Genomic DNA, 18,623 nt, shown 5'->3' on the forward strand with positions numbered 1-18,623 from the left:
ATCCGTAGCTCAGCTGGATAGAGTACTCGGCTACGAACCGAGCGGTCGGAGGTTCGAATCCTCCCGGATGCACCATCTTTTCCTTCTTTGTTTATTCCTTCGACGTTCCGTCAGTAATCACACTCTCAGTCAGCGACAAAAATCACCATTTACGATAAAGTAATGCTTTGTTAATCGTTTAGCGAGAGCACGATGTACGCACAGTATGACGGTTTGATCTTCGATATGGACGGCACTCTCCTGGATACCGAACCCACGCATCGTCAAGCCTGGACTGACGTCCTGGGTCGCTACGGCATGCGTTTCGATCTTCAGGCGATGATTGCCCTCAACGGATCCCCCACCTGGCGTATTGCGCAGGCCGTGATTGAACTGAATCAGGCCGATCTCGACCCGCACCTGCTCGCGCGCGAAAAAACCGATGCGGTAAAAGCCATGCTTTTAGATACCGTACGCCCTCTGCCGCTGATTGATGTGGTAAAAGAGTGGCACGGGCGCCGCCCGATGTCGGTAGGAACCGGGAGCGAAAGCGCGATTGCAGAAGCTTTGCTCAACCATCTTGGCCTGCGCCACTATTTTTCTGCCGTGGTCGCCGCCGATCATGTTAAACATCACAAGCCCGCACCGGACACCTTCCTGCTTTGCGCAGAATTAATGGGCGTCCCGGCGGCAAAATGTGTCGTGTTTGAAGACGCCGATTTCGGCATTCAGGCCGCGCGTGATGCCGGAATGGATGCGGTGGATGTGCGCTTACTGTGAGTGACGCGCTGTCACTTGCCTCATTATTCGCCAGCAGTTTTTTAAGCGCCACGCTGTTACCGGGAAATTCGGAAGTGGTGCTGGTGGCGATGCTGTTGTCCGGCGTGAGTCAGCCCTGGCTGCTTGTATTAATAGCAACAATGGGTAATAGCCTTGGAGGGCTGACTAACGTTATTCTTGGGCGTTTCTTTCCGCTGCGCGAAAAATCGCGCTGGCAGGAAAAGGCAGTCGGCTGGCTAAAACGCTATGGCGCTGCCACGCTGTTATTAAGCTGGATGCCTGTAATAGGCGATTTACTGTGTCTGCTGGCGGGATGGATGCGCATCTCCTGGGGACCGGTGCTCTTTTTTTTGTGCCTTGGCAAGGCGTTGCGCTATGTTCTCGTGGCGTGGGCAACACTACAGGGTATGACGTGGTGGCACTAATTGGTGGAATGAATACGCGACCTTCAATCGTCAACCATTACAATTATGCTGAGTAACATTACTTTGACAGGCGGGAGGTCAATTTGATCCCGGACGTATCTCAGGCGCTGGCCTGGCTGGAAAACCACCCTCAGGCATTGAAGGGTATTCAGCGTGGTCTTGAGCGTGAAACGCTGCGCGTTAACGCGGACGGTAGCTTAGCGACGACGGGTCACCCGAAGGCGTTAGGCTCGGCGCTGACACATAAATGGATCACAACCGATTTCGCTGAGGCACTGCTGGAGTTCATCACGCCAGTAGAGGGTGATATTGATCATATGCTGACGATCATGCGCGATATCCATCGCTACACCGCGCGCAACATGGGCGACGAACGTATGTGGCCCCTCAGCATGCCGTGCTATATCGAGCAGGGCCAGGAGATTGAGCTGGCGCAGTACGGCACGTCAAATATCGGCCGGCTGAAAACGCTCTATCGCGAAGGGCTGAAAAACCGCTACGGCGCGTTGATGCAGACGATCTCGGGCGTGCATTACAACTTCTCGCTGCCAATGGCGTTCTGGCAGGCGAAATGCGGTGAAACGGATAAAGACGCGATCTCTGAAGGCTACTTCCGCCTGATCCGCAACTATTACCGTTTCGGCTGGGTGATCCCGTATCTGTTTGGTGCCTCCCCGGCGATCTGTTCTTCGTTCCTGCAGGGGAAACCGACCACGCTGCCGTTCGAGAAGACCGAGTGCGGAATGTACTATCTCCCGTACGCCACCTCTCTGCGCCTGAGCGATCTCGGTTATACCAATAAATCGCAAAGCAATCTCGGTATTACGTTTAACGAATTGCACGAATATGTGGCAGGATTGAAGCGGGCGATCAAAACCCCGTCGGAAGAGTACGAGAAAATCGGCCTCGAAAAAGACGGCAAGCGCCTGCAAATCAACAGCAATGTGCTGCAGATTGAAAACGAGCTGTATGCGCCTATTCGTCCTAAGCGCGTAACGCGCAGCGGTGAAACCCCGTCGGATGCGCTGCAGCGCGGTGGGATCGAATACATTGAAGTGCGTTCGCTGGATATCAACCCGTTCTCACCGATTGGCGTTGATGAGCAGCAGATTCGCTTCCTGGATCTGTTTATGGTCTGGTGCGTGCTGGCGGATGCGCCGGAAATGAGTTCAGACGAACTGCTTTGTACCCGTACAAACTGGAATCGCGTGATTCTGGAAGGGCGTAAGCCGGGCCTGACGCTGGGTATTGGCTGCGAAACGGCACAGTTCCCGCTGACCAAAGTCGGCAAAGATCTGTTCCGCGACCTGAAGCGTGTTGCACGCACAATGGACAGCATCGACGGCGGCGACGCGTATCAACAGATCTGCGACCAGCTGGTGGAATGTTTTGATAATCCGGAACTGACGTTCTCAGCGCGTATTCTGCGTTCTATGATCGATCAGGGCATTGGCGGCACCGGGCGTTCACTCTCAGCGGAGTACCGCGAGATGCTGATGCAGGAGCCGTTAGAAGTGCTGAGCGAAGCGGATTTTGTCTCGGAACGCGATGCGTCCGTGGTGCGTCAGAAAGAGGTTGAAGCGGCGGATACCGAGTCGTTTGAGGCGTTTCTGGCGAAGCAGGCTTAAGCAGAAAAGAAAAAGGCCACATCGCTGTGGCCAAAATATACATCTCTGAATTCAGGGATGATGATAACAAATGCGCGTCTTTCATATACTCAGACGTGCATTCTGTAGAAGAGTTCAGTTTATTTTAAAAAAAATCACTATCGGAGGTGACGTATGCCGTTATTAGATAGCTTTACTGTCGACCATACCCGTATGGAAGCACCTGCAGTACGCGTGGCGAAGACCATGCACACCCCGCACGGCGACACGATCACCGTCTTCGATCTGCGTTTCTGCGTGCCAAATAAAGAAGTGATGCCAGAGAAAGGCATTCATACCCTGGAACACCTGTTCGCCGGTTTCATGCGTGACCATCTGAACGGCAACGGCGTTGAGATCATCGACATCTCTCCGATGGGCTGCCGTACCGGTTTCTACATGAGCCTGATTGGCCAGCCAGAAGAGAAACGCGTCGCTGATGCGTGGAAAGCGGCGATGGAAGACGTGCTGAAGGTGAAAGAGCAGAACCAGATCCCTGAGCTGAACGTTTACCAGTGCGGTACTTACCAGATGCACTCTCTGGAAGAAGCGCAGGACATCGCGCGTCACATCATCGAGCGTGATGTTCGCGTGAACAGCAACGAAGAGCTGGCCCTGCCAAAAGAAAAACTGCAGGAACTGCACATCTAGTGCACCTTTTCCCTCTCCCTCCGGGAGAGGGTAGGGTGAGGGTGGTTTAACCCCATGACCACAACCTCAACGTTCTCCTTTACCCATCGTCCCCTCGTTCCGTTTGCCCATGATTACGCTCATGGTGACAGCGAGCCGTGGCATGAGCACGACTGCGCGCAGCTGTTGCACACCCTGAGCAGCGTGGTACGGGTCGATACGGCTTCGGGCTGTTGGGTTGTTCCTCCCGGTCGCGGCGTCTGGCTACCAGCGGGGACCCGCCACTCGCTTCGCATCACCGGCAACGTGGCGGCGCGAACGCTGTTTATCGATCCGCTGGCGCGGGCCGATCTCCCGGCCACCTGTCAGATCGTGCAGATCGCGCCGCTGTTGCGCGAGCTGATCCTCGTCTCTCTTGCTTTACCTGAATCGTACTCGCCCGGCAGCCGGGATGAACGCGTCTATGAACTCATTCTCGATGAAATCCGCACCATGCCGGTGCTGCCATTTCACCTGCCGGAGCCGGAAAGCGAGGCGTTACGTCACCTGTGTCTGCAAATCCGGCAAAACGCGGGGGAGAGCTGGAGCAGCGCGCAGGCCGCGAGCATGATGAACATGAGCGAACGTACCCTGAACCGCCATTTTCAGCAGCAGACGGGATTAAGCTACGGCGAGTGGTTGAGAAGGGCGCGCCTGCTGGAAGCCTTAGTGCGGCTGGCGCAGGGCCAGCCGGTACTACGCGTGGCGCTGGATCTGGGTTACGGCAGCCACAGCGCCTTTACGGCGATGTTCCGCCGGGTAATGGGCGTCTCACCCAGCGATTACTTTAAGAACGACTGACGGCGTTTAAAAGCGCCTGAAGCGACGCGCGCGCCACGTCGCTGTCGATGCCCACGCCCCAGCGGCTGCTCCCGTCCTGGAACAGGCAGCGGATGTAGGCCACCGAGCGGCTGTCGCTGCGTTCGCCTAACGTATGCTCGTGATAATCCTTAATCACGAACGGGGCGCTGATCCAGCGGCTTAAGCCTTGAGCGGCGGCGGAGAGCAGACCGTTACCCTGACCTTCCAGCTGACGCGTTCCCCCCTGCGTAGCGATGCTTGCCGTCAAACGCAGCTGGCCGTCCTGCTGGCTGTCGCTGCGGTAGGATTGCAGCGCAAACTGCGGCGTGGCTACCAGCCCGTAGCGGGTGCGGAACAGCTGCCACAGCGCATTCTGCGTCATCTCTTTTCCGTGGCGATCGGTTTCCTGCTGCACGTGCTGGCTGAAATCCTGCTGCAGGGCGCGAGGTAATTTCAGACCATGATTCTGTTCGATGAGCCACGCGCTGCCGCTTTTCCCTGACTGGCTGTTGACGCGGATCACCGCTTCGTAGGTGCAGCCGATATCCTGCGGATCGACGGGCAGATACGGCATCTCCCAGCGATCGCCAGGCCTGCGGGCATCAAAGCCTTTTTTGATCGCATCCTGGTGCGAGCCGGAGAAGGCGGTATAGGCCAGCCGGCCTGCCCACGGGTGGCGCGGATGCACCGGCAGCTGGTTGCAGGCTTCCACCACTTCCACGACCCGGTTCATATCGCTAAAGTCGAGATTCGGGCTGACGCCCTGGCTGTAGAGGTTCATCGCCAGCGTCACCAGGCAGACGTTGCCCGTGCGTTCCCCGTTACCAAACAGACAGCCCTCCACGCGATCTGCCCCCGCCATCACGGCCAGCTCGGCGCTGGCGACGCCGGTACCGCGGTCGTTATGCGGATGTACGCTGATGCAGACATCCCGGCGGCGGCTGAAGTGGCGACAGAAATACTCGATCTGGTCGGCATAGACGTTCGGCGTGCTCACTTCGACGGTTGCGGGTAAGTTGATCACCATGGGCCGTTCGTCGCACGGCTGCCAGATCTCCGCCACGGCTTCACAGATCTCCAGCGCAAACTCCGGCTCGGTAAAGCAGAAGGTCTCCGGGGAATACTCATACTGCCAGCGGGTGTCCGGGTTCTCTTCACACAGCTGACGAATTAGCCGCGTGGAGCGCGTCGCCAGCTCAACGATTTGCGCTTTCTCCATGCCGAACACCAGGCGGCGGAACAGCGGGGCGGTGGCGTTATACAGATGGACGGTGGCCTGTTTCGCACCGCGCAGGGATTCGAAAGTGCGATGGATGAGATCTTCCCGCGCCTGGGTTAATACCTGAATCGTGACGTCATCCGGGATGCGGTTCTCTTCAATCAGCTGGCGAACGAAGTTGAAGTCGGTCTGCGAGGCGGATGGGAAAGCCACCTCAATTTCTTTGAATCCGCAGCCCAGCAGCAGGTCCCAGAACTGCAGCTTGCGGGTGCTGTCCATCGGCTCGGCAAGGGCCTGGTTGCCGTCGCGTAAGTCGGTTGAGAGCCAGCGCGGCGCGCGGGTAATGCGTTGCTCCGGCCAGCGGCGGTCGGGCAGGGAAAGGGTCGGATAGGGTTGGTACTTGTCGGCGGGTGTGTTCAGCATGATGCGCTCCTGTTGTCTTTTCACTATCGTGAATTGATTTCAGGAGCGCTGCTTTATCGAAACTGACAATCGCTGTCGCGTTCTGGACACGGTGCGGTTTTTTGCCGGATGGCGGCTACGCCTTATCCGGCCTACGTTCGTAGGCCCGGTAAGCGAAGCGCCACCGGGCAACTGTCACAGGACTAGTGCGCGCCACCGCCGCCGCTACCGGCGCCAAACGGTGGTTTAGCAAACCACACCAGCCCCAGCAGGACGATAAAGATCCCCGCCGATATCCAGAAAATCTCGTTGGCGGAGATAATCAGACCCTGGTTGGTGATCTGTTGGGCAATCCAGCCGGACGCCTGCTGTTCCGTCATACCCATTCCCTGCAGCTGGTTGTACATCTCCCGGGAGTTCGGGTTGAATGGGTTCACCGCTTCGGTCAGCTGGGCATGGTGCATCGATTCACGGTTCGTCCACAGGGTGGTGGTGATCGACGTACCAATCGAGCCCGCCAGCGTTCGCGTAAAGTTCGACAGGCTCGATGCGGCCGCCATGCGCTCAGGCGGTAAACCGGAAAGCGTGATGGTGGTCAGTGGCATAAAGAAGCACGCCACGGCAAAGCCCTGAATAAACTGCGGCCACGCGGACGCGCCAAAGTCCATTCCCGGTTCGAACGTATACGCGCGCCAGTAGAAGCACACGGCGTACATGATAAAGCTGAACGTCACCAGCCGGCGCATGTCGAGCTTGTGGGCGAAGCGGCCAATAATCGGCGACAGCAGAACCGGAATCAATCCAACCGGCGCCGAGGCTAAACCTGCCCAGGTTGCGGTGTAGCCGTATACCTCCTGCAACAGCTGCGGCAGCAGTACAATCGCGCCGAAGTAGAGCATGTAGGCGAGGCTGATACACAGACAGCCTATGGTGAAGTTTCGCGACTTAAACAGCGACAGGTCGACTATCGGGTTATCGTCCGTCAGCTCCCAGACAATCAGGAAGCTCAGCGACACCACCGCGACAATCGTCAGGATGATGATCTCCCGGGAGTTGAACCAGTCCAGCTCTTTGCCCTGGTCGAGCATGACCTGCAGGCTACCGATGCCGACAACCAGCAGTGCCAGACCAATGGCGTCGATACGCCGCTGTTCCGTCCGGGTTTCTCTGCCGCGCAGCGACTGGAGCGTCAGCATTACCACGATGGCGCCAATCGGTACGTTGATGAAGAAGATCCAGCCCCAGTGATAGTTGTCGCTGATATAGCCGCCTAAGATAGGCCCGCAAATCGGCGCGACAATCACGGTCATTGACCACAGCGCCAGCGCAATCGAGCGTTTGGCTGGCGGGTAGTTGTTCAGCAGTAAGCTCTGCGACAGCGGGATCAGCGGCCCGGCCACAATCCCCTGAATGACGCGGAAGAAAATCAGCATCGTCAGGCTGCTGGACATGCCGCACGCCCAGGAGGCAAGAACGAACAATACCGTTGACCAGAGGAACAGCTTCACTTCACCGACGCGCTTTGCCAGCCAGCCGGTAATCGGAATGGAGATGGCGTTTGCCACCCCAAACGAGGTAATGACCCAGGTCCCCTGGCTCAGCGACGAGCCAAGGTTACCGGCGATGGTCGGGATCGCCACGTTTGCGATGGTGGAGTCCAGCACCTGCATGAATGTCGCCAGCGACAGCGCGATGGTCATAATGACCAGCTGCGCGCCTTCCAGCGGTTTTTGCGGCTTTTGCTGTTGCATAACGCTCACCTTCGGATTAACCGGCGTTTGCCTTCACGATGTCATCGATCAGCTTGTTGACCGGATCGAGGCTAATTTCACGGGCGTTACTTTCATAAGCCGGGCTGCTGCGCACCTGGCTTGCCAGGATCTGACCGTCGCGGTTGGCGGTGTCGACCGTCACCAGCGTTGAGAGGCCGATACGCAGCGGGTGATCCGCAAGCTGTTTGGCATCCAGCTCAATACGCACGGGCAGACGCTGAACCACTTTGATCCAGTTACCGGTGGCGTTTTGCGCAGGCAGCAGGGAGAAGGCGCTGCCGGTCCCCATGTCCAGGCCGACCACTTTACCGGTGTACTTCACGTCATCGCCATAGATGTCGCTGACAACCGTCGCGGTCTGGCCGATACGCATATGGGCAAGCTGCGTCTCTTTAAAGTTGGCGTCTACCCACAGATTGTCTGCCGGCACGACCGCCATCAGCGGCGTGGTTGGGCTAATCTGCGCCCCTGGCTGGACGGAACGACGGGAGACATAGCCGGTCATCGGGCTGACGATTTTGGTACGCTGCAGGGCAAGCCACGCGTTGCGCACTTCAGTCGCCGCCTGCTGTACGGCGGGCTGGTTTTCCAGACTGGTACCCAGCACCATCGCCTGGTTGGCGTTGTACTGTTGAATCGCCACATCCAGCTGTGCCTGAGCGCTGGCAACGGCGTCGCGGGCGTGCTGCAGCTCTTCACGGCCAATCAGGTTGGCGGTGCCGAGCGGTACGCGGCGGTTCAGATCGCTTTGCGCCTGCGCCAGCGCCGTTTTCTGCACGTCGATGTTGGCCTGCAGCTGTTTGCTGTTGATCATCAGCTGGCGGGTCTGACGGACGCTGGAGGCCAGCGCGGTCTGTGCTTTTTCAAACGCCTGCTGGGCGTCGGTTGGATCGAGGGTCACCAACACATCGCCTTTTTGCACAAAGTCGGTATTGTCAGCCCAGACTTTCGTCACGCTGCCCGACACCTGCGCCATAATTTGTACTTGGTTCCCTGCCACGTACGCGTCGTCAGTCTCTTCAGCATGACGCAGTACTAAAAACCAATAGATCCCATATGCCACGGCAATAATGATAAAGAGCAAGGTCAACAGAAGAAGGGCGCTCTTACGTTTGCCTTTCTTGTTGGCCGGTTGCTGCGGGGTAGTGCTCTCCGCATTTGCGCTCATTGTTGTTCTCCACGATCTTCTTATTTTCACATCGGCTGAGCCGACCTGTTGTCAGAAAGGCCAGCACTGTGACGTGCTGGCCTGTCGGTTTTCTTATGAATCTGGAATGGTGAGCGTGTCGTCGCGTTAGCGCAGCGCCTCAAGAACGGCGCCGTCTTCATCCATCTGGTCCAGACGGGTGAGCAGCTTGCGAGTGATGTGCTCAAGCTGGTCGCGCTCGGCGGTGCTGAGGACAGACCAGAGTTTGTGCAGGCAATTGTGCTGAGGTGGCAGCACCTCGCGCAGGAACTGGTGACCTTTATCGGTCAGTTGCAGATGCAGGCAGCGGCGATCGTTGTCGCTTTCACGGCGCTCAATCCAGCCGCGCTTTTCGAGTTCATCGGCAATACGGGTCGCATTGGTACGGGAGGAGCCCAGCGCGCAGCTCAGTTCGGAAGGCTGAATGCTGTGATTTTCCTGAGACTCCAGCGTAATCAACGCCATAAACAACGTCTCGTTAATCCCTTGAGCTTTCAGCATTTTATTACGGTTTTCCAGTAGCTTACCCTGCATGTGCATGCACAGGCGAGTCAGCAGGATTTCCTGATACGGAAAGTCCTCATGGCGACTGGCGCGGAATTTAAGCATTTGTTCAATGGGCGTAAACGAACTATCCATTTGGGCATAACCTCATTAATTACAGCCGATATAGTAACGATAGTGACAAATAATGTAAATGAATTATTTGTGCGGTTATATCCGCCAAACTTATGTCACCATCAGAAAGCGCCGGGTAAGTCCGTGACCCGGTGAGCACAGAAAGCGTAGGGTGTGAACCCGCTGAAGAGAGGATGTGAGGACGGGGGTCTGAACTATTCATGCCGATTGTAAATATGTCACCCACATTAAAATTTCTGGGATAAATGATTACGTTTACATTAACAGAGTGAAGGGCCTCTTAACACCCTAAGAGGCCAACTCAATGTAAATGTTAGTTAATTGCATCCTGACGGTGATAACCGCCCCACCATACTAGCAGGTTGAGGGTGGCGACGATGGCCCCGATCGCGCATACCCCCGACCAGCCCGCATGCTGCCACGCCGACGCTGAAATAAGCGAACCCGCTGCGCCGCCGATGAAGTAGCTGGTCATGTATCCGGCCGTCAGGCGGTTACGCGCCTCTGGCTTCACGCGATAGATGACGGTCTGATTGGTGATGTGAACGCCCTGAACGGTGAGATCGAGCACCAGGATACCGACGATCAGCGCCAGCACCGAGATGTGTCCGTACCAGATCGCCGCCCAGGAGAGCAGAAGTAAAACCAGCCCTGCTGAGGTGGTCAGGTGGGATTTGCCCTTGTCGGCCAGCCCGCCAGCGGGGCGTGCGCCCAGCGCGCCTGCGGCACCGGCCAGGCCGAACAGGCCAATCACCCCTTCGGAATAATTGAACGGCGGCGCGGCCAGCAAAAACGCCATTGACGTCCAGAGAATGCTGAAGTTAGCGAAGGTGAAACAGCCCAGCAGGGCGCGGGTGCGCAGAAGCTTGTCCTGCGTAAACAGGCTGAAAACGGAGGCCAGCAGCTGAGGATAGTTCAGGTGGTTTTCCTGCTTCACTTTTGGCAGCCCGCGCCACAGCGCCAGCGCCATGACGACCATCAGCACGCTCGCCACCCAGTATACGGTGCGCCAGCCGCCGAGGCTTGCCAGCAGCCCGGCAACGGTACGCGCCAGCAAAATCCCCAGCAGCAGGCCGCTCATGATGGTGCCCACCACCTTGCCGCGTTTTTCCGGAGAGGCGAGGGTCGCGGCGAGCGGGACCAGGATTTGCGCCACCACGGAGAACAGCCCGGTAAGCGCGGTTCCGACGATCATCATCGTCAGCGACTGGCTGCTGGCGGTGATCAGCATCCCACCGGCGGCCAGCAGGGTCATGGAGACGATCAGCATTCGGCGTTCAAACATATCGCCGAGCGGCACCAGGAACAGCAGCCCGGCGGCATAGCCCAGCTGTGCAGCGGTAACGATAAAGCCTGCGGAGCTGGCGGAGAGATTGAACGCGCGGGCGATGGTGTCGAGAAGGGGTTGCGCGTAATAGTTGCTGGCGACCGCCAGACCCGTTGCCACGGACATTAAAAGGATGAGTGCGGGGCTAAGCCCTTGAGCTGTTTTTGTCATTAGTTTCAGGAATCGTTAGTTGAGTGATTATTTTTCCGGAAACCATAATAGCTAATGATTGTGAAAGTGGGGGGATTGTTGGGTGATGTATTGTGCGGTTTAGGTGGATTGTGCGGTTTGATCCCCTCACCCCGGCCCTCTCCCAAGGGGAGAGGGTTAGGGTGAGGGGTAGGGTTTTGTTTTTACTTCTGCGCTTCAAGCGCCTCTTTCACCCAGCCGTCAAACTGCTGCTGGTGGGCTTTGATCCAGCCGTCGACGTGGCCTTTCACATCCGCTTCAGACGATTTGCCCGCATGCATCATTGCGTTCTGGGCATTGATGTCCGCCAGCGGCAGCTTCATCACCGAGAACAGCTTCGCCGCCGCCGGGTTTTTCTCCGCCCAGGCTTTATTAGCCACGATGTGCATGGTATTCACCGGGAAGCCGTAGTTCATGCCGTTCGGCAGCTTGGTGTCGATATCTTTCTGCTCGCCCGGCAGGGAGGAGAACGGCACCTGCAGCCACACCACGTCTTTACCCGGCTTCAGCACGTCGCTCACCCAGTACGGCGTCCAGGTGTAGTAGATCACCGGTTTCCCCTCTTTGAAGCGGGCAATGGTGTCGGCCATCATCGCGGAGTAGTTGCCGTGGCTCACGTCGACGGTTTTCGCCAGATCGAAAGCTTTGTTCTGGTGGTTAATTACCGCTTCACAGCCCCAGCCCGGCGAGCAGCCCATCATGTCGGCCTTGCCGTCACCGTTGGTGTCGAACAGCCTGGCGATCTTCGGATCTTTCAGCTGTTCAATGTTGGTGATGTGGTACTGGTCCGCAGTTTTCTTGTCAATCAGATACCCCTGCGCCGCACCCGTCACGAAGGTCCCTTCGCGATAGAACTTCTTGTCACCGCCGGCGGCGGCATACATGTCGTCGTGCAGCGGCTGCCAGTTGACGGCGGTAAAGGTGGCGTCACCGGAGGCAATCGAGGTGTAGCCCACGTTGTAATCTACTTCGCTCGGCGTGTTAACCGTATAGCCCAGCTTCTCCAGCGCGCGGCTGACGATCAGGGTCTGGAAGCTCTCTTCCGAAATGGTGCTCTGCACCGGCTGTACGGTAATGCCTTTGCCAGGCAGGTCAGCCGCAAACGCGCTGGTGGAGACAAGGGTGGCAAACGCTGTGGCAAAAAGTACGTTATGTCGCATCGTTGTTCCTTATTTTGTAAATGGACGGGTCAGTAACCCGACAGGGCCGGTGGTATACCAGCGACGGTTGCCGCGACTGCGTGAATCACGACCGACGGCCTGAGTCAGGCGGTCAAGGATAATGGCGAGGATCACAATGCCGACGCCGCCGACGGTCGCCAGCCCCATATCGAGACGGCCAATGCCGCGCAGCACCATCTGACCCAGTCCGCCAACGGCGATCATCGAGGCGATCACCACCATCGACAGGGCCAGCATCAGCGTCTGGTTAACGCCCGCCATGATGGTCGGCATCGCCAGCGGAAGCTGAACCTTAAACAGCATCTGGCGCGGGCTGGCGCCGAACGAGCGTGACGCTTCGATCAGGTCCGCAGGCACCTGGTTGATCCCCAGAATGGTCAGACGAATAATCGGCGGCAGGGCGAAGATAATGGTCACCACCACGCCCGGCACGTTGCCGATGCCGAACAGCATCACGATAGGCACCAGATAGACGAACGCCGGGGTGGTCTGCATCGCATCCAGCAGGGGACGAATTATCTTCGCCGCTCGCGGGCTGCGCGCCAGCCAGATCCCCATCGGCAGGCCGATGACAATGCAAAAGAGCAGAGCGGTCAGCACCAGCGCCAGGGTGATCATCGCCTGCGACCACGCGCCAATCGCGCCGATAGCGATCAGAGAGATCAGCGTGGCGACCCCCATGCCCGCGCTACCGAACTGCCAGGCGATCAGGGAGAACAGGATAATCGCCACCGGCGCCGGCATGCCCAGCATCAGCTGCTGGAAGCCGTTCAGGATGTAATCCACCGGGACGCGGATCCCCTGAAAGACCGGACGGAAGTGGGTGACCACCCAGTCGATCCCTTCCGTGACCCAGCTGTCCAGCGGGATCAGCGTTTTGTGGAACGGATCCATGATGTTGAAGTGTTCTGGCGCAGGCGCGGGTGCGCTGTTGAGCCAGTCTGCCGCGCCGCTGCCATCTGTCGGCGCTGGCGTGGAACCCCACGCGTCGGCGGATTGCGCAGCGCTGTCCGCTGCCTCAGTGGCGCCCCACGGGTTAGATTGATCGGTCATTGTTTGCCCCCTCGCGATCTAAAGCCTGCAGCAGCATCCTTTTTGAGATGATGCCGACGTACTGTTGTTCCTCACCCACGACCGGTACGGCGCACGGTGCCTGGCCCACGTGAGAGAGCAACTCGCTGAGCGGCGTTTCGGCGTCCACGGCAAGCGGAGCGTCAATTAACGCCGTATCGATTCCCTGGTTCTCAGTGAGAGCCGTTTTCAGGGAGTCGATGGAGACAATGCCAACAAATTTATTGCCGCGTTCAACCAGATAACCGTATTCACGGTCTTCATCCTGCAGCAGCTTCAGCGCCGAGCGCGGGCCGAAGCCTGGCGTTTTACGGATAATGCCGTTTGGCGTTCGACGAGCAATATCTTTGGCGCTAAAGACCTGGCTAATATCCACGCCGCGGAAGAAGGTGCGGACATAATCGTTCGCCGGATTATTGAGAATTTCATCCGGCGTGCCGACCTGCACCACTTCACCGTTTTGCATAATGGCAATGCGGTCGCCAATACGCATGGCTTCATCCAGATCGTGGGAAATAAAGACAATCGTTCGCTGATGTTTAGCCTGTAATTTTACCAGCTCATCCTGCATCTCGGTGCGAATTAACGGATCGAGGGCGGAGAAGGCTTCATCCATTAATAATATGTCTGGATTAATGGCTAATGCACGGGCTAATCCCACGCGCTGACGCATACCGCCGGAAAGTTCATCCGGGTACGCATGCGCATAATTTTCCAGCCCGACCTGACGCAGTGCATCAAGGGCTTTTTCCTGACGTTCCTGAGCCGGCGTGCCGGCTAATTCCATGCCGAAAGCGGTATTATCCAGCACCGTCATGTGCGGCATTAGCGCGAATGACTGGAACACCATTGCGATCTTCTTTCTGCGCACCTCGCGAAGCTCTGCGTCTGATATTCTGGCGATATCCACGCCGTCAATCAGCACCTGCCCGCGGGTGGGTTCAATCAGGCGATTGAGAAGGCGAACCATAGTGGATTTACCCGAACCGGATAATCCCATGATGACAAAAATCTCGCCTTCTTCAATGGCCAGACTGGCGTCTTTAACGCCAAGCGATAGCCCGGTTTTTTCCAGAATTTGCTCTTTCGTAAGGCCTTTCTCAATATATTTGAATGCGCGCTGCGGGTGCTCGCCAAATACTTTATAAAGATTTTTCACTTCTAATTTAATTGCCATGCAATAGAGAGTGTCCTGTTATTTGTTTATGCCGATATGATTACCATGGTAAATTGTTAACGGGCATAACCCTAACATACTGAGAATCTGAGACAACCCTGAGTCGGGCTAAGAGCGGAATTTTGAAGTAAGCGAAACGGCTGAATTTCCCATGAATAAAGGGCTGAGGGCGGTTTGAATTTTTCTCAATTTTTTGCTGCTGCATCGGGAAATTTCGCCTGAACCGGAATGATTCAGGCGAATATGACGTGGAAATTACAGTGTAGTTGTTTTGTAAATATTAGAGAGGGAATTGTTGGGTTTATATTAAATTAACGAACGTTAGCGTTCATTAAAAATCCCAGTCTTCATCCTCGGTTTCCACCGCTTTGCCCATCACATACGATGAGCCAGATCCCGAGAAGAAATCGTGGTTTTCGTCGGCATTGGGCGACAGCGCGGCCAGAATCGCCGGGTTCACCTCCGCCATCTCCGGCGGGAAAAGCGCGTCGTAGCCCAGGTTCATCAGCGCCTTGTTGGCGTTGTAGCAGAGGAAGGCCTTCACATCGTCCTCCCAGCCGGTGCCGGCGTAGAGTTCCTCCGTATAGCTCAGCTCGTTGTCGTACAGATCCATCAGCAAATCGAGCGCAAAGCCTTTAAGCTCCTCGCGCTTCGCCTCGCTGACATTCTCCAGCTCTTTCTGATACTTATAGCCAATGTAATACCCGTGCACCGCTTCATCGCGAATGATGAGCCGAATCAAATCGGCGGTGTTGGTGAGCTTGCCCCGGCTCGACCAGTACATGGGCAGCCAGAAGCCGGAATAGAAGAGGAAAGATTCCAGGAACACGCTGGCGATCTTTTTCTTCAGCGCCTCGTCGGCGCGGTAATATTCCAGAACCAGCTCTGCCTTTCTCTGTAGTGACTCACTCTCTTCACTCCAGGCGTAGGCTGCGTCCACGTCTTTGGTCTGGCACAGGGTCGAGAAAATCGAGCTGTAGGAGCGGGCATGCACCGCCTCCATAAAGCTGATATTCGACATCACCGCCTCTTCGTGCGGCGTGAGCGCGTCGCTCATCAGCGCGGGTGCACCAACGGTATTCTGAATGGTGTCCAGCAGCGTCAGGCCGGTAAAGACGCGGATCGTCAGCTGCTGTTCGGCGTGGCCGAGCGTTTGCCAGGCCGGAATATCGTTGGAGAGCGGAACCTTTTCCGGCAGCCAGAAGTTGCTGGTCAGGCGGTTCCATACCTCCAGGTCTTTATCGTCCTGGATTTTGTTCCAGTTAACGGCACTCACGCGTGACAGTTTCATCCTTTCTCCTTACAGCGCGCAGGACACGCAGCCTTCGATTTCGGTGCCTTCCAGCGCAAGCTGGCGCAGGCGAATGTAGTAGAGCGTTTTGATGCCTTTCTTCCAGGCGTAGATTTGCGCTCTGTTGATATCCCGCGTGGTGGCGGTGTCCGGGAAGAACAGCGTCAGCGACAGCCCCTGGTCCACATGTTTTGTCGCTTCGGCGTAGGTATCGATGATTTTCTCCGGGCCGATCTCATACGCGTCCTGATACAGCGCCAGGTTCTCATTGGTCATAAACGGGGCAGGGTAGTAAACGCGCCCGGTTTTACCTTCCTTTCGAATTTCAATTTTCGATACGATCGGGTGAATGCTCGACGTGGCGTGGTTGATGTACGAAATCGATCCGGTCGGCGGGACGGCCTGCAGGTTCTGGTTATAAATGCCGTAGCGCATCACCTCGTCTCGCAGCTGCTGCCACATCTCGCGCGTCGGCAGGGTAATCCCCGCGCGGGCAAAGAGTTCGCGTACTTTTTCGGTTTTCGGCTGCCAGTCGCCTTCGAGGTACTGGCTGAAATATTCCCCGCTTGCGTAGCGGGACTGCTCAAAGCCCGCGAACCGCTGGCTGCGCTCGCGCGCCAGCATCATCGAGGTGTGCAGCGCGTGCCAGGTAATGGTGCAGAAATAGAGGTTGGTGAAATCCAGCCCTTCCGGACTGCCGTAGGCGATGCCTTCCCGCGCCAGATAGCCGTGCAGGTTCATCTGCCCCAGCCCGATGGCGTGCGACGCGGCGTTGCCTGCTTCAATAGACGGCACGCTGCGGATGTGGCTCATGTCCGATACCGCCGTCAGCCCGCGAATGGCGGTCTCCACCGTGCGGCCAAAGTCGGGGGAATCCATGGTGTGGGCAATATTCAGCGACCCGAGGTTGCAGGAGATATCCTTGCCGATGTCCGCGTAGTCCAGGTTCTCGTCGTAGGCTGACGCGCTGTTGACCTGCAAAATCTCCGAGCACAGGTTGCTCATGTTGATACGCCCGGCAATCGGGTTCGCGCGGTTCACCGTATCCTCATACATGATGTACGGATAGCCGGACTCAAACTGGACCTCCGCCAGCCGCTGAAAGAAATCGCGGGCGTTGATGGTTTTTTTGCGGATACGATCGTCGGCCACCAGTTCGTCATAAAGTTCGCTGATGGCCACGTCGCCAAACGCTTTGCCGTAAATACGCTCGATGTCGTACGGCGAGAAGAGCGCCATCTCGGCATTCTCTTTGGCCAGCTTAAAGGTGATGTCCGGGATCACCACGCCGAGCGACAGGGTTTTGATGCGAATTTTTTCGTCGGCGTTTTCGCGCTTGGTATCGAGAAAACGCAGAATGTCCGGGTGGTGCGCGTGCAGGTAAACCGCGCCCGCGCCCTGACGCGCGCCAAGCTGGTTGGCATAGGAGAAGGCATCTTCCAGCATCTTCATCACCGGGATCACGCCGGAGGACTGGTTTTCGATGCGCTTGATCGGCGCGCCCGCTTCACGCAGGTTCGAGAGCAGAAACGCCACGCCGCCGCCGCGTTTGGAAAGCTGCAGCGCCGAGTTCACCGCGCGGCCAATCGACTCCATATTGTCTTCGATACGCAGCAGGAAGCAGGAGACCAGCTCGCCGCGCTGGGCTTTGCCGCAGTTGAGGAAGGTCGGCGTGGCGGGCTGGAAGCGTCCGGAAAGGATCTCGTCGGCGAGCTGTTCCGCCAGCGCTTCATCACCCTGCGCCAGGGTTAGCGCCACCATCGCCACGCGATCTTCAAAGCTCTCTAAGTAGCGCTTGCCGTCAAAGGTCTTCAGGGTGTAGCTGGTGTAGTACTTCCACGCGCCGAGGAAGGTCTGGAAACGAAAGCCGCTGGCGTGGGCGCGCTCAAACAGCTTCACCACAAAGTCGCGGTCGTAGCGGGTGAGCACGCGCGCGTCGTAGTAGCCTTCGTTAACCAGATAGTCGAGACGTTCATTCTGGCTCGCAAACGTCACGCTGTTGGGCCGCACGTGGGCGGCAAAAAAGGCGTCCACCGCCTCACGATCTTTATCGAACTGAATGCGCCCCTCCCGATCGTAGAGGTTAAGCATGGCGTTTAATGCGTGGTAATCCGGTGTCGCCTGAATCACCCGTTCTGCGGTTGTCGTTGCCAAAATTCGTTCACTCCTTTACGCACGTTTTCGACGTCCTGCTGTGTCCCCATCAGCTCAAAACGATAGAGATACGGCACGCCGCATTTTTGAGAAATGACATCCCCGGCGCGGCCAAAGGCATCGCCGAAATTGCGATTCCCCGCCGCGATCACGCCGCGGATTAGCCCGCGGTTATGAGGATCGTTCAGAAAGCGGATCACCTGGCGAGGCACGGCTCCTGCCGTACCGCCGCCGCCATAGCTGGGCACTACCAGAATGTAAGGTTCCTCTACCCGTATCCGCTCCCGCTCGTTCAGCGGAATGCGCACCGCAGGCAGCCCGACGCGCTCAATAAAGCGGAGCGTGTTTTCCGAGCTGCTGGAGAAGAAAACCAGCCCACTCATGCCCGGGCGGCCTGAGCGCTCAGGCGGTTAATCATGTCCGGGCGGAAGCCAGACCAGCTTGTTTCCCCGGCGACCACCACCGGCAGCTGACGAAAACCCTGCTTGCGCAGGGTATCTGCGGCCTCGGGGACCTGGTCAACATTCACCATTTCAAACGCCACGCCGCGGCTTTCCATTGCCCGTTTGGTCGCGTGGCACTGAACACAATTGTTACGAGTGTAAATAATAATGCTCATGATTCGTATTTCCATTTAAAATGAGGGTACGGCGCGAATCATCGCGTCGGGTTGTGTGTATCTTGCTAAAAGGAATACTAGATGTAGTTGTCTTAA

The 18,623-nt window shown here is 57.2% G+C and carries 17 protein-coding genes; 5 read left to right on the top strand and 12 right to left on the bottom strand.

Features of this window, described 5'->3' with window-relative positions:
• The first annotated feature begins 192 nt into the window (after nucleotides 1-192).
• From yqaB to HCH49_RS17015, 5 genes are all read left to right on the top strand, one after another.
• Nucleotides 193-759 carry a fructose-1-phosphate/6-phosphogluconate phosphatase gene (yqaB, locus tag HCH49_RS16995; RefSeq protein WP_032648006.1) on the top strand — a complete coding sequence of 189 codons (567 nt, stop codon included), beginning with the start codon at nucleotides 193-195 and terminating at the stop codon, nucleotides 757-759.
• On the top strand, nucleotides 756-1,184 hold the full coding sequence (locus HCH49_RS17000; protein WP_008499541.1) for a YqaA family protein: 429 nt from the start codon (nucleotides 756-758) through the stop codon (nucleotides 1,182-1,184). The genes yqaB and HCH49_RS17000 overlap by 4 nt, the downstream gene beginning before the upstream one ends.
• Nucleotides 1,185-1,267: 83 nt before the next feature.
• Nucleotides 1,268-2,812, top strand: a complete 1,545-nt coding sequence (gene gshA, locus HCH49_RS17005) for a glutamate--cysteine ligase (protein WP_221703042.1) — start codon at nucleotides 1,268-1,270, stop codon at nucleotides 2,810-2,812.
• A gap of 153 nt (nucleotides 2,813-2,965) precedes the next feature.
• Nucleotides 2,966-3,481, top strand: coding sequence for an S-ribosylhomocysteine lyase (gene luxS / locus HCH49_RS17010; protein ID WP_014884972.1), 516 nt, complete (start codon nucleotides 2,966-2,968; stop codon nucleotides 3,479-3,481).
• 54 nt (nucleotides 3,482-3,535) lie between these two features.
• Nucleotides 3,536-4,300: an AraC family transcriptional regulator gene (locus HCH49_RS17015; protein ID WP_221703043.1), complete on the top strand. Its 765-nt coding sequence runs from the start codon at nucleotides 3,536-3,538 to the stop codon at nucleotides 4,298-4,300.
• Here HCH49_RS17015 and leuA read toward each other — a convergent pair.
• The 12 genes from leuA to nrdH all read right to left on the bottom strand — a co-directional run bounded on the left by leuA (nucleotide 4,287) and on the right by nrdH (nucleotide 18,527).
• Nucleotides 4,287-5,942: a 2-isopropylmalate synthase gene (gene leuA / locus HCH49_RS17020; RefSeq protein WP_221703044.1), complete on the bottom strand. Its 1,656-nt coding sequence runs from the start codon at nucleotides 5,940-5,942 to the stop codon at nucleotides 4,287-4,289. The genes HCH49_RS17015 and leuA overlap by 14 nt on opposite strands.
• Nucleotides 5,943-6,124: 182 nt before the next feature.
• Nucleotides 6,125-7,672 (bottom strand): multidrug efflux MFS transporter permease subunit EmrB, encoded by a 1,548-nt coding sequence (gene emrB / locus HCH49_RS17025; RefSeq protein ID WP_045357562.1) that lies wholly within the window; start codon nucleotides 7,670-7,672, stop codon nucleotides 6,125-6,127.
• A gap of 16 nt (nucleotides 7,673-7,688) precedes the next feature.
• The gene (emrA, locus tag HCH49_RS17030) at nucleotides 7,689-8,861 is read right to left on the bottom strand and encodes a multidrug efflux MFS transporter periplasmic adaptor subunit EmrA (protein ID WP_045909303.1); all 1,173 of its coding nucleotides are present in this window, start codon (nucleotides 8,859-8,861) and stop codon (nucleotides 7,689-7,691) included.
• Between the two features lie 126 nt (nucleotides 8,862-8,987).
• A complete protein-coding gene (mprA, locus tag HCH49_RS17035) occupies nucleotides 8,988-9,518 on the bottom strand; it encodes a transcriptional repressor MprA (RefSeq protein ID WP_023333174.1) in 531 nt (176 codons plus the stop codon).
• Nucleotides 9,519-9,831: 313 nt separating this feature from the next.
• Nucleotides 9,832-11,016 carry an MFS transporter gene (locus HCH49_RS17040; RefSeq protein WP_221703045.1) on the bottom strand — a complete coding sequence of 395 codons (1,185 nt, stop codon included), beginning with the start codon at nucleotides 11,014-11,016 and terminating at the stop codon, nucleotides 9,832-9,834.
• A 182-nt stretch (nucleotides 11,017-11,198) separates the two neighbouring features.
• The gene (gene proX / locus HCH49_RS17045; RefSeq protein ID WP_048976894.1) at nucleotides 11,199-12,194 is read right to left on the bottom strand and encodes a glycine betaine/L-proline ABC transporter substrate-binding protein ProX; all 996 of its coding nucleotides are present in this window, start codon (nucleotides 12,192-12,194) and stop codon (nucleotides 11,199-11,201) included.
• Between the two features lie 9 nt (nucleotides 12,195-12,203).
• Nucleotides 12,204-13,268, bottom strand: a complete 1,065-nt coding sequence (proW, locus tag HCH49_RS17050) for a glycine betaine/L-proline ABC transporter permease ProW (RefSeq protein WP_221703046.1) — start codon at nucleotides 13,266-13,268, stop codon at nucleotides 12,204-12,206.
• Nucleotides 13,252-14,463, bottom strand: coding sequence for a glycine betaine/L-proline ABC transporter ATP-binding protein ProV (gene proV / locus HCH49_RS17055; protein ID WP_039263415.1), 1,212 nt, complete (start codon nucleotides 14,461-14,463; stop codon nucleotides 13,252-13,254). The genes proW and proV overlap by 17 nt, the downstream gene beginning before the upstream one ends.
• A gap of 331 nt (nucleotides 14,464-14,794) precedes the next feature.
• Complete coding sequence (gene nrdF / locus HCH49_RS17060; RefSeq protein WP_221703047.1) at nucleotides 14,795-15,754, bottom strand: class 1b ribonucleoside-diphosphate reductase subunit beta; 960 nt, start codon at nucleotides 15,752-15,754, stop codon at nucleotides 14,795-14,797.
• Nucleotides 15,755-15,763: 9 nt separating this feature from the next.
• Complete coding sequence (gene nrdE, locus HCH49_RS17065) at nucleotides 15,764-17,908, bottom strand: class 1b ribonucleoside-diphosphate reductase subunit alpha (protein WP_221703048.1); 2,145 nt, start codon at nucleotides 17,906-17,908, stop codon at nucleotides 15,764-15,766.
• Nucleotides 17,881-18,291 carry a class Ib ribonucleoside-diphosphate reductase assembly flavoprotein NrdI gene (nrdI, locus tag HCH49_RS17070; protein WP_021241965.1) on the bottom strand — a complete coding sequence of 137 codons (411 nt, stop codon included), beginning with the start codon at nucleotides 18,289-18,291 and terminating at the stop codon, nucleotides 17,881-17,883. The genes nrdE and nrdI overlap by 28 nt, the downstream gene beginning before the upstream one ends.
• A complete protein-coding gene (gene nrdH / locus HCH49_RS17075; protein WP_039263417.1) occupies nucleotides 18,288-18,527 on the bottom strand; it encodes a glutaredoxin-like protein NrdH in 240 nt (79 codons plus the stop codon). Before nrdH ends, nrdI begins: the two co-directional genes overlap by 4 nt.
• Nucleotides 18,528-18,623 lie beyond the last annotated feature (96 nt).

The organism is Enterobacter sp. Y17 (assembly GCF_019730495.1).
GTDB classification, from domain to species: domain Bacteria; phylum Pseudomonadota; class Gammaproteobacteria; order Enterobacterales; family Enterobacteriaceae; genus Enterobacter; species Enterobacter asburiae_B.